The following is a 17,108-nucleotide window of genomic DNA, read 5'->3' as shown; positions in this document are numbered from 1 at the left end:
TGGAAAAACTTATTTACACACAAACCATTGGATTACAGCAAGTTATTTCTTTATTTTCAGATATGACTATTATCCGTCGCAGGGTAGGAACCGGATCGACAATGCTCTCCATGCGGGCGAAAACGGTCCCGGAACATTCAGTGACAGGGAGGAGCCCAAGAATGAACGCCGCTGCTCATTCAGAAGCCAAAGTTTATCCGCCATCTGCCGAAACCGTAGCACGTGCGCACGTAAACGCGGAAAAATATGCCGAATTGTATGCCGCCTCGATCGCCGATCCAGCCGCTTTCTGGGGTGAACAGGGCAAGCGTGTTGACTGGATAAAGCCATACACCCAAGTAAAGGACGTTGACTACAGCTTTGGCAAGGTCTCGATCAACTGGTACGCCGATGGCACACTGAATGTGTCTGCCAACTGTCTTGACCGTCATCTGAAATCCCGCGGCGATCAGACTGCGATCATCTGGGAGCCGGACGAGCCGACCGACGACGCCCAGCACATCACCTACGCCGAATTGCACCGCCGCACCTGCCGGATGGCCAATATTCTGGAGTCTATGGGCGTGCGTAAGGGTGACCGCGTGGTGATTTATCTGCCGATGATCCCAGAAGCCGCCTATGCAATGCTTGCTTGTGCGCGGATCGGCGCAATCCACTCCATCGTTTTCGCCGGCTTTTCCCCGGATGCGTTGGCGGCCCGTGTCAACGGCTGTGACGCCAAAGTGATTATCACAGCCGACGAGGCCCCGCGCGGTGGCCGCAAGACCCCCTTGAAATCCAACGCCGACGCCGCCCTGTTACATTGCAAGGACACCGTGAAATGCCTCGTGGTCAAGCGCACCGGCGGCCAGACGACTTGGATCGAGGGTCGTGATTTTGACTATAATGAAATGGCGCTTGAAGTAGACGACTATTGCGCGCCGGCAGAGATGAGTGCAGAGGATCCGCTGTTCATCCTGTATACTTCTGGTTCAACCGGTCAGCCCAAGGGAGTGGTACACACTACCGGCGGGTACCTCGTTTATGCGTCAATGACTCATGAAATCACCTTCGATTATCATGATGGCGATGTGTACTGGTGCACTGCCGACGTAGGCTGGGTGACTGGTCACAGCTATATCATATACGGCCCGTTGGCCAACGGCGCGACCACGCTGATGTTCGAGGGTGTGCCAACCTACCCTGATGCATCGCGCTTTTGGCAGGTTTGTGAAAAGCACAAAGTGAATCAATTCTATACCGCGCCCACCGCGATCCGTGCCCTGATGGGCCAGGGTAACGAGTTTGTCGAGAAATGCGATTTGAGTGATCTTAAAGTCTTGGGCACAGTTGGCGAGCCGATCAATCCCGAAGCCTGGAACTGGTACAACGAGGTTGTAGGAAAGGGCAAATGCCCGATCGTCGATACATGGTGGCAGACCGAGACCGGCGGTCACCTAATGACGCCACTGCCAGGCGCACATGCGATGAAACCAGGGTCGGCAATGAAGCCATTCTTCGGTATCCAGCCTGTCGTTCTCGATCCTCAATCGGGTGTGGAAATACAGGGCAACGATGTCGAGGGCGTGCTGTGCATCAAAGACAGCTGGCCTGGTCAGATGCGCACCGTCTGGGGTGATCACGAACGCTTCCAAAAGACCTATTTTGCCGACTACAAAGGTTATTACTTCACTGGCGACGGCTGTAAGCGTGACGCCGATGGCGATTACTGGATCACCGGTCGGGTCGATGACGTGATCAACGTCTCGGGCCACCGTATGGGCACCGCCGAGGTGGAAAGCGCACTAGTGGCCCATGCCGCCGTGGCCGAGGCAGCTGTGGTGGGTTATCCGCACGAGATCAAAGGGCAAGGCATCTATTGCTATGTCACCCTGATGAATGACCGCGAACCCTCCGAGGAACTGCGAAAGGAATTGCGCCAGTGGGTCCGAACCGAGATTGGACCGATTGCCAGTCCGGACGTCATTCAATGGGCCCCGGGCCTGCCCAAGACCCGTTCGGGCAAGATCATGCGCCGTATTCTTCGAAAAATCGCAGAAAACGACTTCGGATCTCTGGGCGACACTTCGACACTTGCCGATCCTTCAGTGGTCGAAGACCTGATTCAAAATCGGGCCAGTAAGTGAGGATGTGATGGACACGGCTGTGACAACCACTCCCGCCGTTTTGATCCTTCTCGGCCCTCCGGGCGCCGGAAAGGGAACTCAGGCGCGAATGCTGGAAGAAAGATTTGGTCTAGTGCAGCTTTCGACGGGCGATTTGCTGCGCGAGGCGGTTGCTTCCGGGACACAGGCAGGATTGGCAGCAAAGGCTGTCATGGAAGCAGGTGATCTGGTGAGCGACGAGATCGTCATCGCAATCCTGCGTGACCGTATGGCGAAACCTGACTGCGCCCAAGGTGTTATACTTGACGGGTTCCCACGCACTACTGTGCAGGCCGAGGCACTTGATGCGTTGCTTGCTGAGACCGGACAGGAGATTGGCGCAGCCATCAGCCTTGAGGTGGAGGACGCCGAAATGGTCAAGCGCATTTCCGGTCGCTACACCTGCGCCGGCTGTGGCGAAGGCTATCATGACAGTTTCAAGCAACCAGCCGAAAACGGCAAGTGCGATAAGTGCGGCGGCTCGGAGTTTAGCCGCCGCGCGGATGACAACGCAGAAACCGTCGCATCCCGACTATGCGCATATCATGAGCAGACCGCGCCCTTGATTGACTATTATGAACACAAGGGCCTTCTGAAGAAAATTGACGCCATGGGCGGGATAGACGAGATCGCCCAGGGCCTCGCAACCATCGTCAAGGGGGCGATGGACTAAGCGAGCAATACCGGGGACGGTTAACGCCACCCCTCCCCCTTGAGTATTTAACCGGATCAACCGCCTAGGCGGACCGGTAATGGTATGTCTGATCGTCTTGATACGGCGGCAGGCACGTGGAGAGGGTTTGTCCGCTCAGCGGGCAGCCTTGGAGGAAGCAAGGAGGAACCGCCATGGCGGATCGTACTACAAACTCCGTACAGACGGCCGAAGCCGACAAGAGTTATTGGCAAGCCAATGTGCGGATCATCATCGTCAGCCTCATCATATGGGCGCTGGTATCCTTTGGGTTTGGCATTCTGCTGCGCCCGATGCTATCGGGAATCACCGTAGGTGGAACCGATCTGGGCTTCTGGTTCGCCCAGCAAGGTTCGATCCTGGTCTTTTTGGCCCTGATCTTTTTCTACGCCTGGCGGATGAACCGGCTCGACCGCGAATACGGCGTCGAAGAGGAGTAAGCCGCCATGGATCAGTTTACCATAAACTTGCTGTTTGTGGGCGCGTCCTTTGCGCTTTACATCGGCATCGCAATCTGGGCCCGCGCTGGTTCCACATCAGAATTCTATGCCGCCGGTCGCGGTGTACACCCGGTCACTAACGGTATGGCGACTGCAGCCGACTGGATGTCGGCGGCCTCGTTCATTTCAATGGCAGGCCTCATTGCCTTTACCGGATACGATAACAGCTCGTTCCTGATGGGCTGGACCGGTGGTTACGTGCTGCTGGCCTTGCTTCTTGCTCCCTATCTTCGCAAGTTCGGCAAGTTTACTGTGTCGGAATTCATCGGCGACCGTTTCTACAGCCCCACTGCGCGCATCGTGGCGGTAATCTGCTTGATCGTCGCATCGGTGACTTACGTGATCGGTCAGATGACTGGTGTCGGCGTGGCCTTTGGTCGTTTCCTTGAGGTCAGCAATACCACCGGTCTGTTGATCGGCGCCTGTGTGGTCTTTGCTTATGCCGTGTTCGGGGGCATGAAGGGTGTGACCTATACCCAGGTCGCCCAATACTGCGTTCTGATCACCGCCTACACCATTCCGGCGATCTTTATCTCGCTGCAACTGACCGGCAATCCTATCCCGGCCCTTGGCCTGTTCGGCGACACTGCGGGCGGAGAGCCGCTTCTTACCAAACTTGACGCAATCGTGAGCGAACTCGGTTTTGCCGAATATACCGCTCATCATGCCGACACCTTCAACATGGTGCTCTTCACCCTGTCTCTGATGATCGGTACTGCAGGTTTGCCACACGTCATCATGCGGTTCTTTACCGTGCCAAAAGTGGCCGACGCACGCTGGTCGGCAGGTTGGGCGCTGGTCTTTATCGCGTTGCTTTATCTGACCGCCCCGGCTGTTGGCGCCATGGCCCGTCTGAATATCACTGATATGATGTGGCCCAACGGTACCAACGGCGAAGCCGTCTCGGTCGAGCAGATCGAGAACGACGCTCGCTATGACTGGATGGCAACCTGGCAGAAAACCGGCCTACTTGGCTGGGAAGACAAGAATGGTGACGGCAGGATCCAGTATTACAACGATGCTTCCGAAGCCATGCAAGCAAAGGCAGCCGAAAAAGGCTGGGTCGGCAACGAGTTGACCAACTTCAACCGCGACATCCTGGTTCTGGCGAACCCAGAGATTGCCAACCTGCCAGGTTGGGTGATCGGTCTGGTTGCCGCTGGTGGTCTGGCCGCCGCATTGTCGACAGCCGCAGGTCTGCTGTTGGCTATCTCTTCGGCTGTCAGCCACGATTTGATCAAAGGTTCGATCAACCCGTCGATCTCGGAAAAAGGCGAACTGCTGGCTGCGCGGATTGCCATGGCCGTCGCCATCGTCGTTGCCACCTATCTGGGTCTGAACCCGCCGGGCTTTGCCGCGCAAACGGTTGCTCTGGCCTTCGGACTGGCTGCCGCCTCGATCTTCCCGGCGCTGATGATGGGGATCTTCTCGACCCGCATCAACAACACCGGCGCTGTCGCAGGCATGCTGGCAGGCCTGATCGTGACCCTGGTTTATATCTTCCTGCACAAGGGCTGGCTGTTCATTCCGGACACCAACTCTTTCACCGATGCCGACCCGCTGCTGGGTACGGTCAAGTCGACCTCGTTCGGCGCCATCGGTGCGGCTGTCAACTTTGCCGTGGCCTATGTGGTCGCCGGCATGACCAAAGATACCCCGCAGGAGATCAAAGACCTGGTCGAAAGCGTGCGCATTCCGCGTGGTGCGGGTGCTGCGCAGGATCACTGAGGTGTCGGGCCTCTGGACTGGTTCCCTCCCGTATGAGGCCTGCCCTCTTTGACCCGATGGTCCCGCCCGATTATTCCGGGCGGGACCTTTCCGTTTCATTTCAAGGTTGCCCTAATGCCTTTGTCACCAGAACAGATCATCAGGTTTCTGAAATCGGTACACCCCTATGACGCGCTACCGACCGACGTGCTGGTGACAATCGCAACACGGGTAGACGCATGGGAGGTCGAAACCGATTTCGCCGTTTACGACCTTGGCGAGACGTTGCCGGGGTTGTTCATTGTCTACGAAGGTCAGATCGAAATCAGTGATGAGAATGGTGTCGTCGTCTCTCACCTCGGCATGCGTAATTCTTTCGGGGAACGCGGGCTTTTGCGCGATGGCAAGGCAGTTACCAGCGCCCGCGCGGACACACATTCCGTTCTGCTGTTGCTACCGCCGAACCTGTTTCATGATCTGATTGCCCAACACGAAGTATTTGCCAAGTTCTTCAACCGCGCGCGAAGCCCGAAACCGCAACAAGACAGTCTGGCAACAAGTTCGGTTGATACTTTGATGGCGAGAAATCCCGCCACCTGCCCACCCGAGACACCCGTTCAAGACGCAGCGCTTATAATGCGCGACAGGGGAATTTCCTCGATTTGCATCACCGAGAAAGAAACCCTGAAAGGCATAGTAACGGTACGGGACCTGTCCGGGAAGGTCGTGGCAGAAGCGCTGCCCGCCTCTACACCCATTTCTCAGGTCATGACTCCACACCCTTTGACTCTGTCACCAAGCGACATCGGCTCGGATGTGCTGCACGCAATGATGGAAAGGCATATCGGACATATTCCGATCACTGAGAGTGGTCGATTGGTGGGTATGGTCACCCAAACCGATCTAACCCGTTTCCAGGCGGTCAGTTCTGCGGAGCTGGTCAGTGCCATCTCACGGGCGACCAACGCAGAGGAAATGGCGAAAGTCACCGCCGAAATTCCGCGCCTGCTGGTACAACTTGTGGCAGGCGGCAACCGGCACGAAGTTGTCACGCGCCTGATCACGGATATCGCCGATACCGCCACGCGCCGTCTGCTAAGCCTGGCCGAGGAAAAGTTCGGCCCGCCGCCGGTGCCATATCTGTGGCTAGCGTGCGGTTCACAAGGTCGGCAAGAACAAACCGGGGTGTCAGATCAGGACAACTGCATTATGCTGGATGATGCCGCCACAGACGCAGACATGCCCTATTTCAAGGCGCTGGCGGAATTCGTGTCTGGTGGCCTTAATACCTGTGGTTATTTTTTCTGCCCCGGCGACATGATGGCAACGAACCCGCGCTGGTGTCAGCCTGTGCGCGTGTGGAAAGACTACTTCGCCGGCTGGATCGCCAAACCCAACCCCGAGGCGCAAATGCTGGCGTCTGTCATGTTCGATCTGCGCCCTATCGGCGGTACATTCGATCTGTTTTCCGACCTGCAGACTGACACCCTGAAAGCGGCCAGCCGAAATTCGATCTTCGTGGCCCATATGATCGCGAATTCACTGAAACACACACCGCCGCTGGGTCTGTTGCGCGGTTTTGCTACTATCAGGTCGGGTGAGCACCGCAACACGCTCGACCTCAAACACAATGGGGTTGTGCCCGTGGTGGACCTTGGGCGGGTCTATGCGTTGCAGGGAAAGTTGACTGAGGTGAATACTCGTGCGCGACTCAAGGCAGCCGAAGCGGCCAGCGTGCTCAGCTCGTCCGGCGCACGCGATCTTCTTGATGCCTATGACCTGATTGCGGAAACCCGGCTTGAGCACCAGGCGGCACTGGTGCGAAAAGGCGTCGAGCCCAATAACTATCTGGTTCCCGCGGACCTGTCCGATTTTGAACGAAGTCATCTGCGCGACGCCTTTGTCGTGGTAAAAACCATGCAATCAGCGGTCGGACACGGCAAGAGCATGCTGAGCTGACACAAGACGGATTGGGAGAACAAGCCATGTTTCTGGAGCTGATTGCAACGGTCTTTGCGGGCATTGCCATCGCTGGGTTGGTGATGATCTTCAACCGTGCGACCGGAGGCCGTTTGCCGCGCTGGCTGGCCCCGGTGGCCGCAGGATTAGGGATGATCGGCGTAACGATCATCAGCGAATACTCTTGGTACGACCGAACCCGCGCCGCCCTTCCCGAAGAGATGATAGTCGTGCAGGAAGTCGAAAGCCGTGCGGTCTACCGCCCCTGGACATATTTGGCACCATTTGTCGTACGCTTTGCCGCAGTCGATGAAGCTTCGGTTCAAACAAATTTAAAAGTCCCTGGTCAACGCCTTGCCGATCTCTATTTCTTCGGCCGCTGGGCGCCGGTGTCCAAGCTGCCTATAGCCGTAGATTGCAACCAGTTGCGTCGGGCAGACCTTTCCGATGGTGTTGAGTTCGCCTCTGATGGAGAGGTGCTGAATGCCAACTGGATAGAGGCGGACAAAACTGATTTGGTAATTTCAGCGACGTGCGAGATACAGCAGTGATGGCCCACTTAAGCCTGCGACTTCGCGTGTTTCTATTTTTTTGCCTGCTCGCTTTGGGCGGGTTGAGCGTGACCGGCGCCGCTTTGTGGTTGGGCTATAGCCGAGCAAACGCACCGGACATGCTGGATGCGTTCGTCTTCAGTGGGTTGCTCGTCGCCTTTGGATTGCTGGGATTGATTGTCGGGGTTTGGTTGTTATTCGACGAGAATGTCGCCAAGCCGATTGAACGCTTGTCCGCGCAGATGCGGGCGCGGGCGTATGCCGGAGTGGCCACCGATCTGGATATGCATAACGCCCGCTATCTGGGTGATCTTGCCCCGGCCGCCGCCGGGCTTGCCGGCGTTCTGTCCGAGACGGCCATGAACACCGCCGAAGCCGTAGCTGCTGAAACTGCGCGATTGACCTCCGAAAAGGAACGCTTGACCGCGCTCCTCACCGAAATTCCGGTGGCCATGGTTCTGGCCAGCCCAAAACACCATATCGTGCTCTATGACGGGCAGGCTGCCGAGGTGTTGGCGCAAATCGCTCCTCCTCGCCTAAACGCATCCCTGTTTGACTACCTGCGCCGCGATGCACTGGAGGCGGCATACGCGAAACTCATCAAGACAGGTAGGGATGTATCCTGCACTCTGACCGGTACAGACGGAACGCAATCTTACGCGGTGCGAATGAAACCGCTTGGGAGTGCGCCTGGATACATGCTGATTTTTGATGAAGCCACAGCGCAAATATCGCCCGAATCCGAACGCCCGCTGGTCTATGATTTCGATCTGCTGGAATCGCATCTTGATGAGGCGTTTGAAAACCGACGTCTCGCTGATTTATGCTTTGTTGTGTTCGACACCGAAACCACCGGCCTTTTACCGCACAAAGACGAAATCGTGCAAATTGGGGCTGTCCGGATCCTGAAGGGACGGATTATCTCGGGAGAGAGTTTGGATACACTTGTGGATCCCGGAATACCAATCCCTCCTGCTTCCACCAAGGTGCACAAAGTAAGTGACGCAATGGTTCGGGGCGCGCCGGATATCGTCGAAGCTGGCCGAGCCTTCCATCACTTTGCTCGCGATGCAGTAATTGTGGCGCATAATGCACCTTTCGATATGGCCTTTCTTCGTCGGCATGCGAAACCTATGGAGGTCGTCTGGGATCATCCGATCCTGGACACAGTACTACTCTCCGCCGTTCTATTTGGCGCCAACGAGGTTCATACACTCGACGCTCTGTGCGACCGGCTAGACGTCGCGATTCCAGAATCTTTGCGACACACTGCGCTGGGCGACGCGCAAGCTACGGCAGAGGTGCTGGTCAGGATGCTTCCCATGCTTCAGGCCCGCGGCATGCAGACCTTTGGCGATGTGATTGCTGAGACCCGCAAACACGGTCGCCTGCTCGAAGACCTGAACTGACGTAAAGGCGCCTTGCGCGCCCTGCTTGCATGGACAAACTGCCCAAGGCATGGCAGGTGGGACCGACTCAGGAACACGAGCGCGCGCGATGACTGAAAAAACCTTTGTTCCCGGCACGGAGGCGACCCTTGCCTTTCGCGAGGCATTGGGCTGTTTTGGAACCGGCGTCACAGTCGTCACGACGGCAGCACCGACCGGTCAGGTCGCAATAACGGTCAACTCATTTTCTTCGGTTTCCCTGACACCACCACTGGTGCTTTGGTGTCTGGGCAAGGACTCCAACCGGTTCGAAGCATTTAGTACATCAACCCGGTATGCCATTCACGTCATGGCCGAAGACCAGCAGGGTCTGGCGCTTCGTTTTGCCCGCAATGGGTTCGATTTCACTCATACCACTTGGACACCGGATACGAACGGCACCCCTTTGCTATCGGGTTGTCTTGCCCGGTTCGATTGTCGGTTGAACGCCCGGCACGAAGCAGGAGATCACTTGATCATAGTCGGAGAGGTAGAGCAGGTCATGTACCGCACCGGCAAAGGCCTGATGTTTAAACGGGGCCAGTATGGAGCTTTCAAAGACCTTCTCTGAACTCACCAACCGCCATATCGTTATTGCTCCCAAACACTAAACGAGGGAGTGAATTACCTACAGGACAAGAGAGGCCGCGTCCCCTGGAAAAACTCAGTCGTCCATTATCCCATGAACTGCAAATGCCGCCAACTCTGCCTCTTGAGGAGTAATTACGCGGTAAGTTTCATGAACTCCAGCATCTCCCAATGTGCGGGCGACCGTAAGCAAGGTGTTTGGAGAGTGGTCGTCACAAAGATCGGCCATGAACACGATTTCATCGCGCGCGACATCCAGTGCCGCTTCGACGGACGGTGCGCCATAAAAACTTACGAAGTAGTCGGCCAGTCCCTTGATCAATCGCTCAAACTCGGTCTGTTCCACTTGGGTCACTGCAACGAACGTCACGCGCCCAAACGTTTCTAGCCCAAGCCAACCATTGGAAAAAGCCTGCTTCGCCTTACCCTCCAGATCGGCTTGCGACCAGTTCGAAAACTCGAAGCCACCCGAGATGCACCACTCACCGGTGCGCGCCGGGGAATGAAAGACATTCAGGTCGCTTTCATCAAAATGGATTGCGCGCGCGAGTTTCATTCCCTCCCCTCCAACACTGTTTCCATCGGTAACAAATGAGTGTCGGCTCCTTCCCGGATCAACATACCGAACCGTTCGTCCGTTCCAACAAATATCCCGTGAATCCCTGACTGAGTGACCGGTTCGCCGATGCCGCGCAAAAGTCCCATCCATTCGCCGTGCAAGGGGCCGTTGCCGTCCTCTTGCCATCGATTGAGCCAGGTCAGCATGTGTCGCGACCAGCTTTCGATCAGCCCGACAGGAGATACTTCGGCGCAACCTTCATCATAAAGCGCAGTATTATCAAGCTTGTCACCCGGCGAGTCAGTTTGCATCAAGGCCAAGGTCCATCCGATCACGAGCCAATCGGGTGCCTGTTCAGAGTCGGCCGTGGAGGCCGCGGCGCGAAAATACCCGCAAGTAGCTCCATTGACGCATATCAGCCCGTCCCAACTCAGGTGAACCGCCACCTCTGGTGGCGCTTGCACGCCTAGGGCATTCTGGAACCCCACAGCGCATAGAGGTAGCATCGCCATTGCGTCGCTCAGCGGAACTTCGGGCGCGAAAACAATCGCCACCCGCAATAAGTCGGCCTGGATGTTATAGGTCACGGTGCCCGAATCACAGCCTAGTTCGGCAAGGGCCTGAGCACGATCAAAAGGATCTTCCCCACCCCGCACGGGATGACCGGCCAGCAAGGGAGGAAAGACCGGCTGATTCATGCGTACCCTTTTGCGATCAGATCGCGGGCGATACGTCTGAATGCGTCAGCTTGTGGGCTTTCAGGCTTGCTGACCACAATGGGGGCCCCACCATCCGCCGCGATCCGGATATCGAGGTGCAAGGGGATTTCCCCCAATAGCGGCACATCCAGCGCCTTGGCCTCGGTCGCAACGCCACCATGACCAAACACGTGCTCTTCATATCCACAATTGGAACAGATATGAGTTGACATGTTTTCGATCATCCCGTGGATCGGCGTCTTGAGTTGACGGAACATATCAATCCCTTTCCGGGCGTCGATCAAGGCCACGTCCTGTGGGGTGGAAACGATGATTGCCCCATCCACCTTGAACTTCTGACTGAGTGTCAGTTGCACATCGCCAGTCCCTGGCGGCAAATCGACGATCAACACATCAAGCGCGCCCCACTGCACCTGACCCATCATCTGTTGCAAGGCGCCCATCAGCATCGGACCGCGCCAGACCACGGCCTGGCCTTCATTCACCATCAATCCCATAGACATCATGGTGACACCGTGATTTCGCAGAGGCAAAATCGTCTTACCATCAGGGCTTGCCGGACGGCCTGATACGCCCAGCATCCGCGGCTGCGAAGGACCGTAAACGTCGGCATCCAACAACCCAACTCGCCGACCTTCCGCGGCCAGAGCACAGGCGAGATTGGCCGAAACCGTGGATTTGCCCACCCCCCCCTTTCCTGAAGCAACTGCAATGATGCGATCCACGCCCGGCACTGCCTGCGGCCCGGATTGGGACGGTTTCGGTTTTGGTTTCAGGTCCGGGGGCGTCTTTTCAGAATGTGCGGTCATCATGGCCGAAACCTTTTCGACGCCCGAGACCATTTTTGCCGCCTGCTCGGCCGTGGCACGGATAGGTTCCATCCGTTCGGCCTGTTTGGGATCGATTTCCAGAACGAATCGTACGGTATCGCCTTCGACATTCAGCGCGCGAACAAGCCCAGCGCTTACGATGTCCTGCCCGGAAACTGGATCGGTGATTTTCTTGAGGTTGGCCAAAACGGCATCACGAATGCTCATGCGTTGTCATCCTTAATCTGGCCCGTCACAACATGCTCGACTTCCAGCCCTTCGATGGTCAGCACAACCTTGGCCTCAAAGCTCTTGCCCAACGGATTGCCTGCCTTGCGCAGCCCTTCTTCGATGGCCTGTTGGCTGGTCACGCCGACCTGCTTGAGGAATTTTCGCATCGACATGTTGTAGTCACAACTCATCGCATGTGTCTCCATCTCATACTGTTCATTTGACGCATTCGTCCAAATCCTTCTAGGCTTGTTCCATGCGCTTTGCCCCGTTGTGCCTGAGCCTGATGCTCTACGCCAGCCCCTCTTGGTCGCAGGAGGTATTGGGATTGTCTGCACCTGATGAAGTTGTTCAATCGGGTTTGTTGAAATATATTCTTCCACGCTTTTCCCTCAAGACCGGCGTTAAGGTTGTTGCAGACTCAAACGGACCGATGTTGATCGTCACTGAAGCGCCAGGGGACCCCGTGTTCCAGCGTGGCGGCACGCTTTATTTTTTAAGAACTGAAGCAAAAGCGGGTCAGCAACGATTTCGGAAGTGGCTTCTGTCCGACATCGGCAAACGAACAGTCGAGAGTTATCGGCCTCATGACGGCATCCCTTTTGCCGCGAGTATTGATATTGCGTCCATTGATGAAACAACCGATTTCGAAGGCAATGCGCAACTTGGCGCGAAACTCTCTCTGACTCATTGTGGTCGTTGCCATGTGATCGGGCCGGAAAACCGAATGAACGGGCTTGGTTCGACACCCTCATTCGCAGTGTTGCGGTCATTGCCTGACTGGTCCACGCGATTTCAGCAGTTTTATGCGCTTAATCCGCATCCAGCCTTTACCCAGATCGAAGGGGTAACGTCGCCTTTTGATCTCGGACGTCCGCCACCAATCCATCCAGTAACGATTACCCAATCCGAACTGGAAGCGATTCTCGCTTTTGTCAGCGTGGTTGCTGCTGCAGATCTTGGCGCGCCTTTGCAAACTCAGTGATCCTTGCGCTTGCTGAAGTAGTCTTCGGTAGTGACAATCCGCGGTTTAGGATTGCCGGTGAGCGGGTTGTTTTTGCTGTTAAATTGGGCCTGAACACGGCAATCGTCGCACATCTGGATAAGGCGCGCTTGTTCCGAGGACGCGAACATGGGATGGCTGCCCGCCAGTTTTTCCATGATCCGCTCGATTGTGGATGCCACCCCGAAAGGTGTTCCGCATTCGATGCAGGTAAAAGGCTCCTCTTCGTTCAGAACACATTGTGACAGAGCAGCATCCATTAGGTTTAGTTGAGGCACCAACGTGATCGCTTTCTCCGGGCACGCTGTCCGGCAAATGCCGCATTGGAGGCAGGCATCTTCTTGAAAGTTCAGTTGTGGTTTGTCCGGGTTGTCAATCAGTGCGCCCGAAGGGCACAACGACACGCAGCTGAGACAAAGCGTACAGGCGTCGGTGTCGACTGTTATCGCGCCGTAAGGGGCCGTCTCAGGCAGCGGCAATGGATCGGGCGCATCGGGATTAAGCGCCTTTGCGGCAAGTCGAGTAATCTGGCGACGGTTGCCAAGTGGCAAAACCGGAGCGGATAGAGGGACCGGCACAAGCTGAGAGTACAAAATCTCCGCCAGCACGTCCGGGTCGGATTCGTCTATCAAACCTACTGCGTTCTCTCCTGCAATTGCTTGCGCCAATACGAGTTCGCGCAGCAAGGCATCACGTTCCGTTTTTAGAGACATTAATACGTCCACACGCGCAAATCCGTGCGCTAGAGCTGCCAGCATCTCTGCATGTCCAAAACCGGACACGACGCCCAGCTCAAGCGGGATCACACTGGCTGGCAACCCGCGCCCGAACCGGGCCGCCAGTCGGATCATCTCGCCCCCAAACCCATCATGCACCAACAGGCGCGGCGACAAGCCACCAGCCTGACGATAGGTGCGTGCCAGAATCTGTATACGCGAAATGAGCGACGCGAGTGGAGGATCTTCATAGGCGATTGCAGTCGACGGACAAAGCGCTGCACACTCACCACATCCTGCACAAATCATCGGATCGATTTGAATGTGGTCGCCCGCTGCGGTTATCGCCCCGGTCGGGCAAATGTCGAGACAATTCGAACAGCCGGACAGCCCTGCACGGGAATGAGCGCAAAGACTTTCATCAAGACGAACATACAAGGGTTTCTCGAATGTCCCGACCAGTTGCGCCGCTTCAAAAGCCAGTCCAGCGACCGCAATAGCATCGCGAGGGTCGGCCCGGAGATATCCCTCGCGTTTCTGAGGCGACTGCACAAGGGCCTGTTGGCCCGTCAGATCGATCACAATGTCGCATTGCGATCGGGCACCATCACGCGGCGCAGACCACTCAAAGGTGTCACGCCCGCCAGGACAAAGTTGCTGCATCGCATCAAGGCGCAACTCGAAATCACCAAGTGCGCCACGAACTTGCCTGATCCTTCCACGTACAGCATCGAATGCCCGCGACACAGGTGTTGCATTGTCCGTTACCAATACAGTGACGGTCAAACAATCCGACAACCGCAATGCAAGGTCAAAAGCCACGTCGCCCGGCCCGACGATAAGGCAGACTCCTTCGCTGACGACATCCCGGCTGGGCGTTGTTGGAATAGGCAGCATGGCTTCGGCAGTTAGTGCCGCCATTTTCGGCATCGCGTTGGCACCTTCATCCGACCACCCTGCCCGATCGCGCAGATCCACGTAGCCGACGGTATCGGCACCGAGTTCTTCCGCCAGTTCCTGAAAAACCACCTTCTCTTGGCTGCAAGCAATAAACAGTTCCGTGTCTTGTTGCATTAGCTCGGCGGCGGCGGCCAGTTCGCTCGTACAAAGCGCCGAATGAACGCGCGAGCACATTGCGCCACAAGACTTGGAAAGCGCATCCCCATCTATCGATTGCGTTCCGGCACAGTCGCACAAAAGCAGTGTTTTCTTCATGTCCTCCCCTCGGACAAACCCAGCCCAACTGTCTCTCTACCTATCGTTCGACCAGCAAGTCAGTAAGAATCAAGGCAGACAGGCCGCCGCTCCTTCTGCACTATAGTTCATAAATTTCTGCAAGCCAGCAGCACAGAGCTGGTTATTTAGTTGATAAAATAATGGTGAACACAAAAATAATCTTTTCTCCGGGCTTGGCGCAGCGCTGTTTTGTGTACCATAGTTCACAATATGGAGGGATGGGGAGAGCCTTCCAGGGAGGAGTACGTGGCCAAGGCCGCCAATCACATTGAAATGCCGCTGGGCGTAGTCGTTCGGAAATCACCAGGCGTGACCCGGTGGGCCAAGTGGAACTGGCGCGCGGTCGCGGTTCTACCCGGCGCTGGTCCTGCCAATTGGGTCGAGTTGCGTCGTGAGGGCGATGCAATCGAGTATCATGCCGCCACGTTGCCTCTGACGCTTTGGACGTCCGATACCGAGGCCTACAAGGTCAATCTGGCCGACAGTCAACCTTCAGTCTATTTGGTGTTGCGCGACGAGGGCGACGAAAGCGGCGTCTTGAACGCTGTTTTGGCCACGGCTTCTCCATTCGAAGGACAGGACTATGCCGACACCGGCGAAGAAATCGTCGAAAAGATACCGATGTCCGAGGGGTTGATCGCCTGGGTTCGAGATTTCACCCTGAAACACCATCGCGATGAGGCATTCGTCAAACGGCGGCGCGACAGAAAAAGGGTAGATATGGTAGAGAACGGCAAGGGCGACGCTCGAATACGACAAGACGCGGACGTCTACCGCGCGCCACGGAGGATCGTGCAATGAGTCGCCCGCAAGATTTCTGGTCCCGCCGCAAAGCCGCTGTTCTGGCAGAGGAAGATGCGGAGCGTGTTGCCCTGCAAACCCAGGCGAGGATGGAGCAACAAGCGGAACTCGAACATAGAAGCGATCCCGAAATACTCGCCGAGCTGGACCTGCCCGACCCGGACCACCTAAAGCCGGGTGATGACATCGCAGGTTTTATGGCACGTGCCGTTCCCGACCGCATTCGCCGTCGTGCGTTGCGGCAACTGTGGCGGCTGAACCCGGTTCTGGCGAACGTTGACGGATTGGTTGACTATGGTGAAGATTTCACTGACACGACGCGGGTTGTCGAAAATATCCAAACGGCATATCAGGTCGGAAAAGGCATGATAGCCCATATCGAGGCTATGGCATCAAAAGAAACGGAAATGCCGGATGTCGATGAAGTGGTCGAAACGACGATTTTTGATGACGTCGAACCCTCACCCCCTGCTCTCGCTGCTGAGCCTCCTGCAGAAGTCAGCGATCTTGGCACAGAAGACAGATTGAGCGCCGCACCTCCCCCTCGCCGAATGCGGTTCGAATTTGAAGGATAACCTGATGACGGCCAAGACTGCGCAAATTCCGGAAATAGCCGCCGAAGACCGGACGCGTGCGGATTTCTACAACTTTCTTGGCGTGTTGCTTGCTAGCCCGCCCGAACAGATTCTGTTGAATCAGATCGCAGGACTACGCGGCGACGACTCGGATTTGGGGCTAGCGATTCAATCGATGGCGCGTGTCGCCAAAGTGACCAAGCCAGCCGCAGCGGAACGCGAGTTCAACGCCCTGTTTATCGGATTGGGACGTGGGGAGTTGTTGCCCTATGCCAGTTTCTACCTCACCGGCTTTTTGAACGAAAAGCCTCTGGCGCAACTGCGAAACGACATGGTCGCGCGTGGAATCACACGTGCACCGAACGTGTTCGAGCCCGAAGACAACATTGCCTCGCTGATGGAGATGATGGGGGGCATGATAGTGGGGCGCTTTGGTGCGCCCGCGTCATTAGGCGATCAAAAGTTGTTCTGGAGAAAACACATCGCCCCTTGGGCGGTGCATTTCTATTCGGATCTGGAAGCTGCCGAAAACTCGGTTCTCTATGCCTCCGTCGGTACTGCCGGGCGGATATTCATGGAAATCGAGCGTGAAGCGTTCCGAATGACGGCAGCGTGATGCGTTGCCATTCGCCAGCGCCCGAATGGGCGCTACATCGCAAATGGGAAAGGAGGATCCCATGAGCAAGACCAAGGATACCGGCACATCCCGCCGCGACTTCCTGAAACTGGCCGGAACCGCAGCGCCTGCTGCCGTCGCCGCAGCCAGCCTGAGCGACAAAGCCGAAGCGGCGCATGAGCCCGTGGATGAAACCCGCATTCAGGATACCGCGCACACTCGCGCCTACTTGGACAGCGCCCGGTTCTGAACCGGACGACGTCACCACCCGGTCGA

18 protein-coding genes are annotated in these 17,108 nt (G+C 56.5%); 13 read left to right on the top strand and 5 right to left on the bottom strand.

What is annotated here, in order from left to right; translation table 11 throughout:
- The first annotated feature begins 161 nt into the window (after positions 1 to 161).
- The 8 genes from acs (at position 162) to ACR0LZ_RS11340 (ending at position 9,550) form a co-directional block, all read left to right on the top strand.
- Positions 162 to 2,126 (top strand): acetate--CoA ligase, encoded by a 1,965-nt coding sequence (gene acs / locus ACR0LZ_RS11375; RefSeq protein WP_480749924.1) that lies wholly within the window; start codon positions 162 to 164, stop codon positions 2,124 to 2,126.
- Positions 2,127 to 2,133: 7 nt separating this feature from the next.
- Positions 2,134 to 2,817: an adenylate kinase gene (locus tag ACR0LZ_RS11370; RefSeq protein ID WP_480749923.1), complete on the top strand. Its 684-nt coding sequence runs from the start codon at positions 2,134 to 2,136 to the stop codon at positions 2,815 to 2,817.
- A gap of 173 nt (positions 2,818 to 2,990) precedes the next feature.
- Positions 2,991 to 3,275: a DUF4212 domain-containing protein gene (locus ACR0LZ_RS11365; RefSeq protein ID WP_480749922.1), complete on the top strand. Its 285-nt coding sequence runs from the start codon at positions 2,991 to 2,993 to the stop codon at positions 3,273 to 3,275.
- A 6-nt stretch (positions 3,276 to 3,281) separates the two neighbouring features.
- Positions 3,282 to 5,063 (top strand): sodium:solute symporter family protein, encoded by a 1,782-nt coding sequence (locus ACR0LZ_RS11360; RefSeq protein WP_480749921.1) that lies wholly within the window; start codon positions 3,282 to 3,284, stop codon positions 5,061 to 5,063.
- A gap of 114 nt (positions 5,064 to 5,177) precedes the next feature.
- The gene (locus ACR0LZ_RS11355; protein WP_480749920.1) at positions 5,178 to 7,001 is read left to right on the top strand and encodes a DUF294 nucleotidyltransferase-like domain-containing protein; all 1,824 of its coding nucleotides are present in this window, start codon (positions 5,178 to 5,180) and stop codon (positions 6,999 to 7,001) included.
- Positions 7,002 to 7,027: 26 nt separating this feature from the next.
- Positions 7,028 to 7,552: a hypothetical protein gene (locus ACR0LZ_RS11350; RefSeq protein WP_480749919.1), complete on the top strand. Its 525-nt coding sequence runs from the start codon at positions 7,028 to 7,030 to the stop codon at positions 7,550 to 7,552.
- On the top strand, positions 7,549 to 8,961 hold the full coding sequence (locus tag ACR0LZ_RS11345; protein ID WP_480749918.1) for a 3'-5' exonuclease: 1,413 nt from the start codon (positions 7,549 to 7,551) through the stop codon (positions 8,959 to 8,961). Before ACR0LZ_RS11350 ends, ACR0LZ_RS11345 begins: the two co-directional genes overlap by 4 nt.
- 88 nt (positions 8,962 to 9,049) lie before the next feature.
- Positions 9,050 to 9,550 carry a flavin reductase family protein gene (locus ACR0LZ_RS11340; protein ID WP_480749917.1) on the top strand — a complete coding sequence of 167 codons (501 nt, stop codon included), beginning with the start codon at positions 9,050 to 9,052 and terminating at the stop codon, positions 9,548 to 9,550.
- 93 nt (positions 9,551 to 9,643) lie between these two features.
- On the opposite strand, the gene ACR0LZ_RS11335 is transcribed toward ACR0LZ_RS11340, so the two are convergent.
- The 4 genes from ACR0LZ_RS11335 to ACR0LZ_RS11320 are packed head-to-tail and all read right to left on the bottom strand — an operon-like array spanning position 9,644 to position 12,076.
- A complete protein-coding gene (locus ACR0LZ_RS11335) occupies positions 9,644 to 10,123 on the bottom strand; it encodes a DUF6505 family protein (protein WP_480749916.1) in 480 nt (159 codons plus the stop codon).
- Positions 10,120 to 10,824 (bottom strand): biotin/lipoate--protein ligase family protein, encoded by a 705-nt coding sequence (locus tag ACR0LZ_RS11330; RefSeq protein ID WP_480749915.1) that lies wholly within the window; start codon positions 10,822 to 10,824, stop codon positions 10,120 to 10,122. The genes ACR0LZ_RS11335 and ACR0LZ_RS11330 overlap by 4 nt, the downstream gene beginning before the upstream one ends.
- Positions 10,821 to 11,882, bottom strand: coding sequence for an Mrp/NBP35 family ATP-binding protein (locus tag ACR0LZ_RS11325; protein WP_480749914.1), 1,062 nt, complete (start codon positions 11,880 to 11,882; stop codon positions 10,821 to 10,823). Before ACR0LZ_RS11325 ends, ACR0LZ_RS11330 begins: the two co-directional genes overlap by 4 nt.
- Positions 11,879 to 12,076: a DUF6494 family protein gene (locus ACR0LZ_RS11320; RefSeq protein WP_480749913.1), complete on the bottom strand. Its 198-nt coding sequence runs from the start codon at positions 12,074 to 12,076 to the stop codon at positions 11,879 to 11,881. Before ACR0LZ_RS11320 ends, ACR0LZ_RS11325 begins: the two co-directional genes overlap by 4 nt.
- 65 nt (positions 12,077 to 12,141) lie before the next feature.
- On the opposite strand from ACR0LZ_RS11320, the gene ACR0LZ_RS11315 reads away from it, so the two are divergent.
- Positions 12,142 to 12,870: a hypothetical protein gene (locus tag ACR0LZ_RS11315; RefSeq protein ID WP_480749912.1), complete on the top strand. Its 729-nt coding sequence runs from the start codon at positions 12,142 to 12,144 to the stop codon at positions 12,868 to 12,870.
- On the opposite strand, the gene ACR0LZ_RS11310 is transcribed toward ACR0LZ_RS11315, so the two are convergent.
- Positions 12,864 to 14,819, bottom strand: coding sequence for a 4Fe-4S binding protein (locus ACR0LZ_RS11310; protein WP_480749911.1), 1,956 nt, complete (start codon positions 14,817 to 14,819; stop codon positions 12,864 to 12,866). The two genes, ACR0LZ_RS11315 and ACR0LZ_RS11310, sit on opposite strands and share 7 nt — an antisense overlap.
- A 267-nt stretch (positions 14,820 to 15,086) precedes the next feature.
- Between ACR0LZ_RS11310 and ACR0LZ_RS11305 the strand changes: the two genes are divergently transcribed.
- The 4 genes from ACR0LZ_RS11305 to ACR0LZ_RS11290 all read left to right on the top strand — a co-directional run bounded on the left by ACR0LZ_RS11305 (position 15,087) and on the right by ACR0LZ_RS11290 (position 17,082).
- Positions 15,087 to 15,641 (top strand): DUF3305 domain-containing protein, encoded by a 555-nt coding sequence (locus ACR0LZ_RS11305; RefSeq protein ID WP_480749910.1) that lies wholly within the window; start codon positions 15,087 to 15,089, stop codon positions 15,639 to 15,641.
- Entirely contained in the window at positions 15,638 to 16,216 is a 579-nt protein-coding gene (locus ACR0LZ_RS11300; protein WP_480749909.1) for a DUF3306 domain-containing protein, read from the top strand. The genes ACR0LZ_RS11305 and ACR0LZ_RS11300 overlap by 4 nt, the downstream gene beginning before the upstream one ends.
- Before the next feature lie 4 nt (positions 16,217 to 16,220).
- Positions 16,221 to 16,832: a TorD/DmsD family molecular chaperone gene (locus ACR0LZ_RS11295; protein WP_480749908.1), complete on the top strand. Its 612-nt coding sequence runs from the start codon at positions 16,221 to 16,223 to the stop codon at positions 16,830 to 16,832.
- A 61-nt stretch (positions 16,833 to 16,893) separates the two neighbouring features.
- Entirely contained in the window at positions 16,894 to 17,082 is a 189-nt protein-coding gene (locus ACR0LZ_RS11290) for a twin-arginine translocation signal domain-containing protein (RefSeq protein WP_480749907.1), read from the top strand.
- Positions 17,083 to 17,108: the final 26 nt, after the last annotated feature.

The organism is Ruegeria sp. CI1 (genome assembly GCF_056536925.1).
This window is presented reverse-complemented; position numbering and strand designations above follow the sequence as displayed.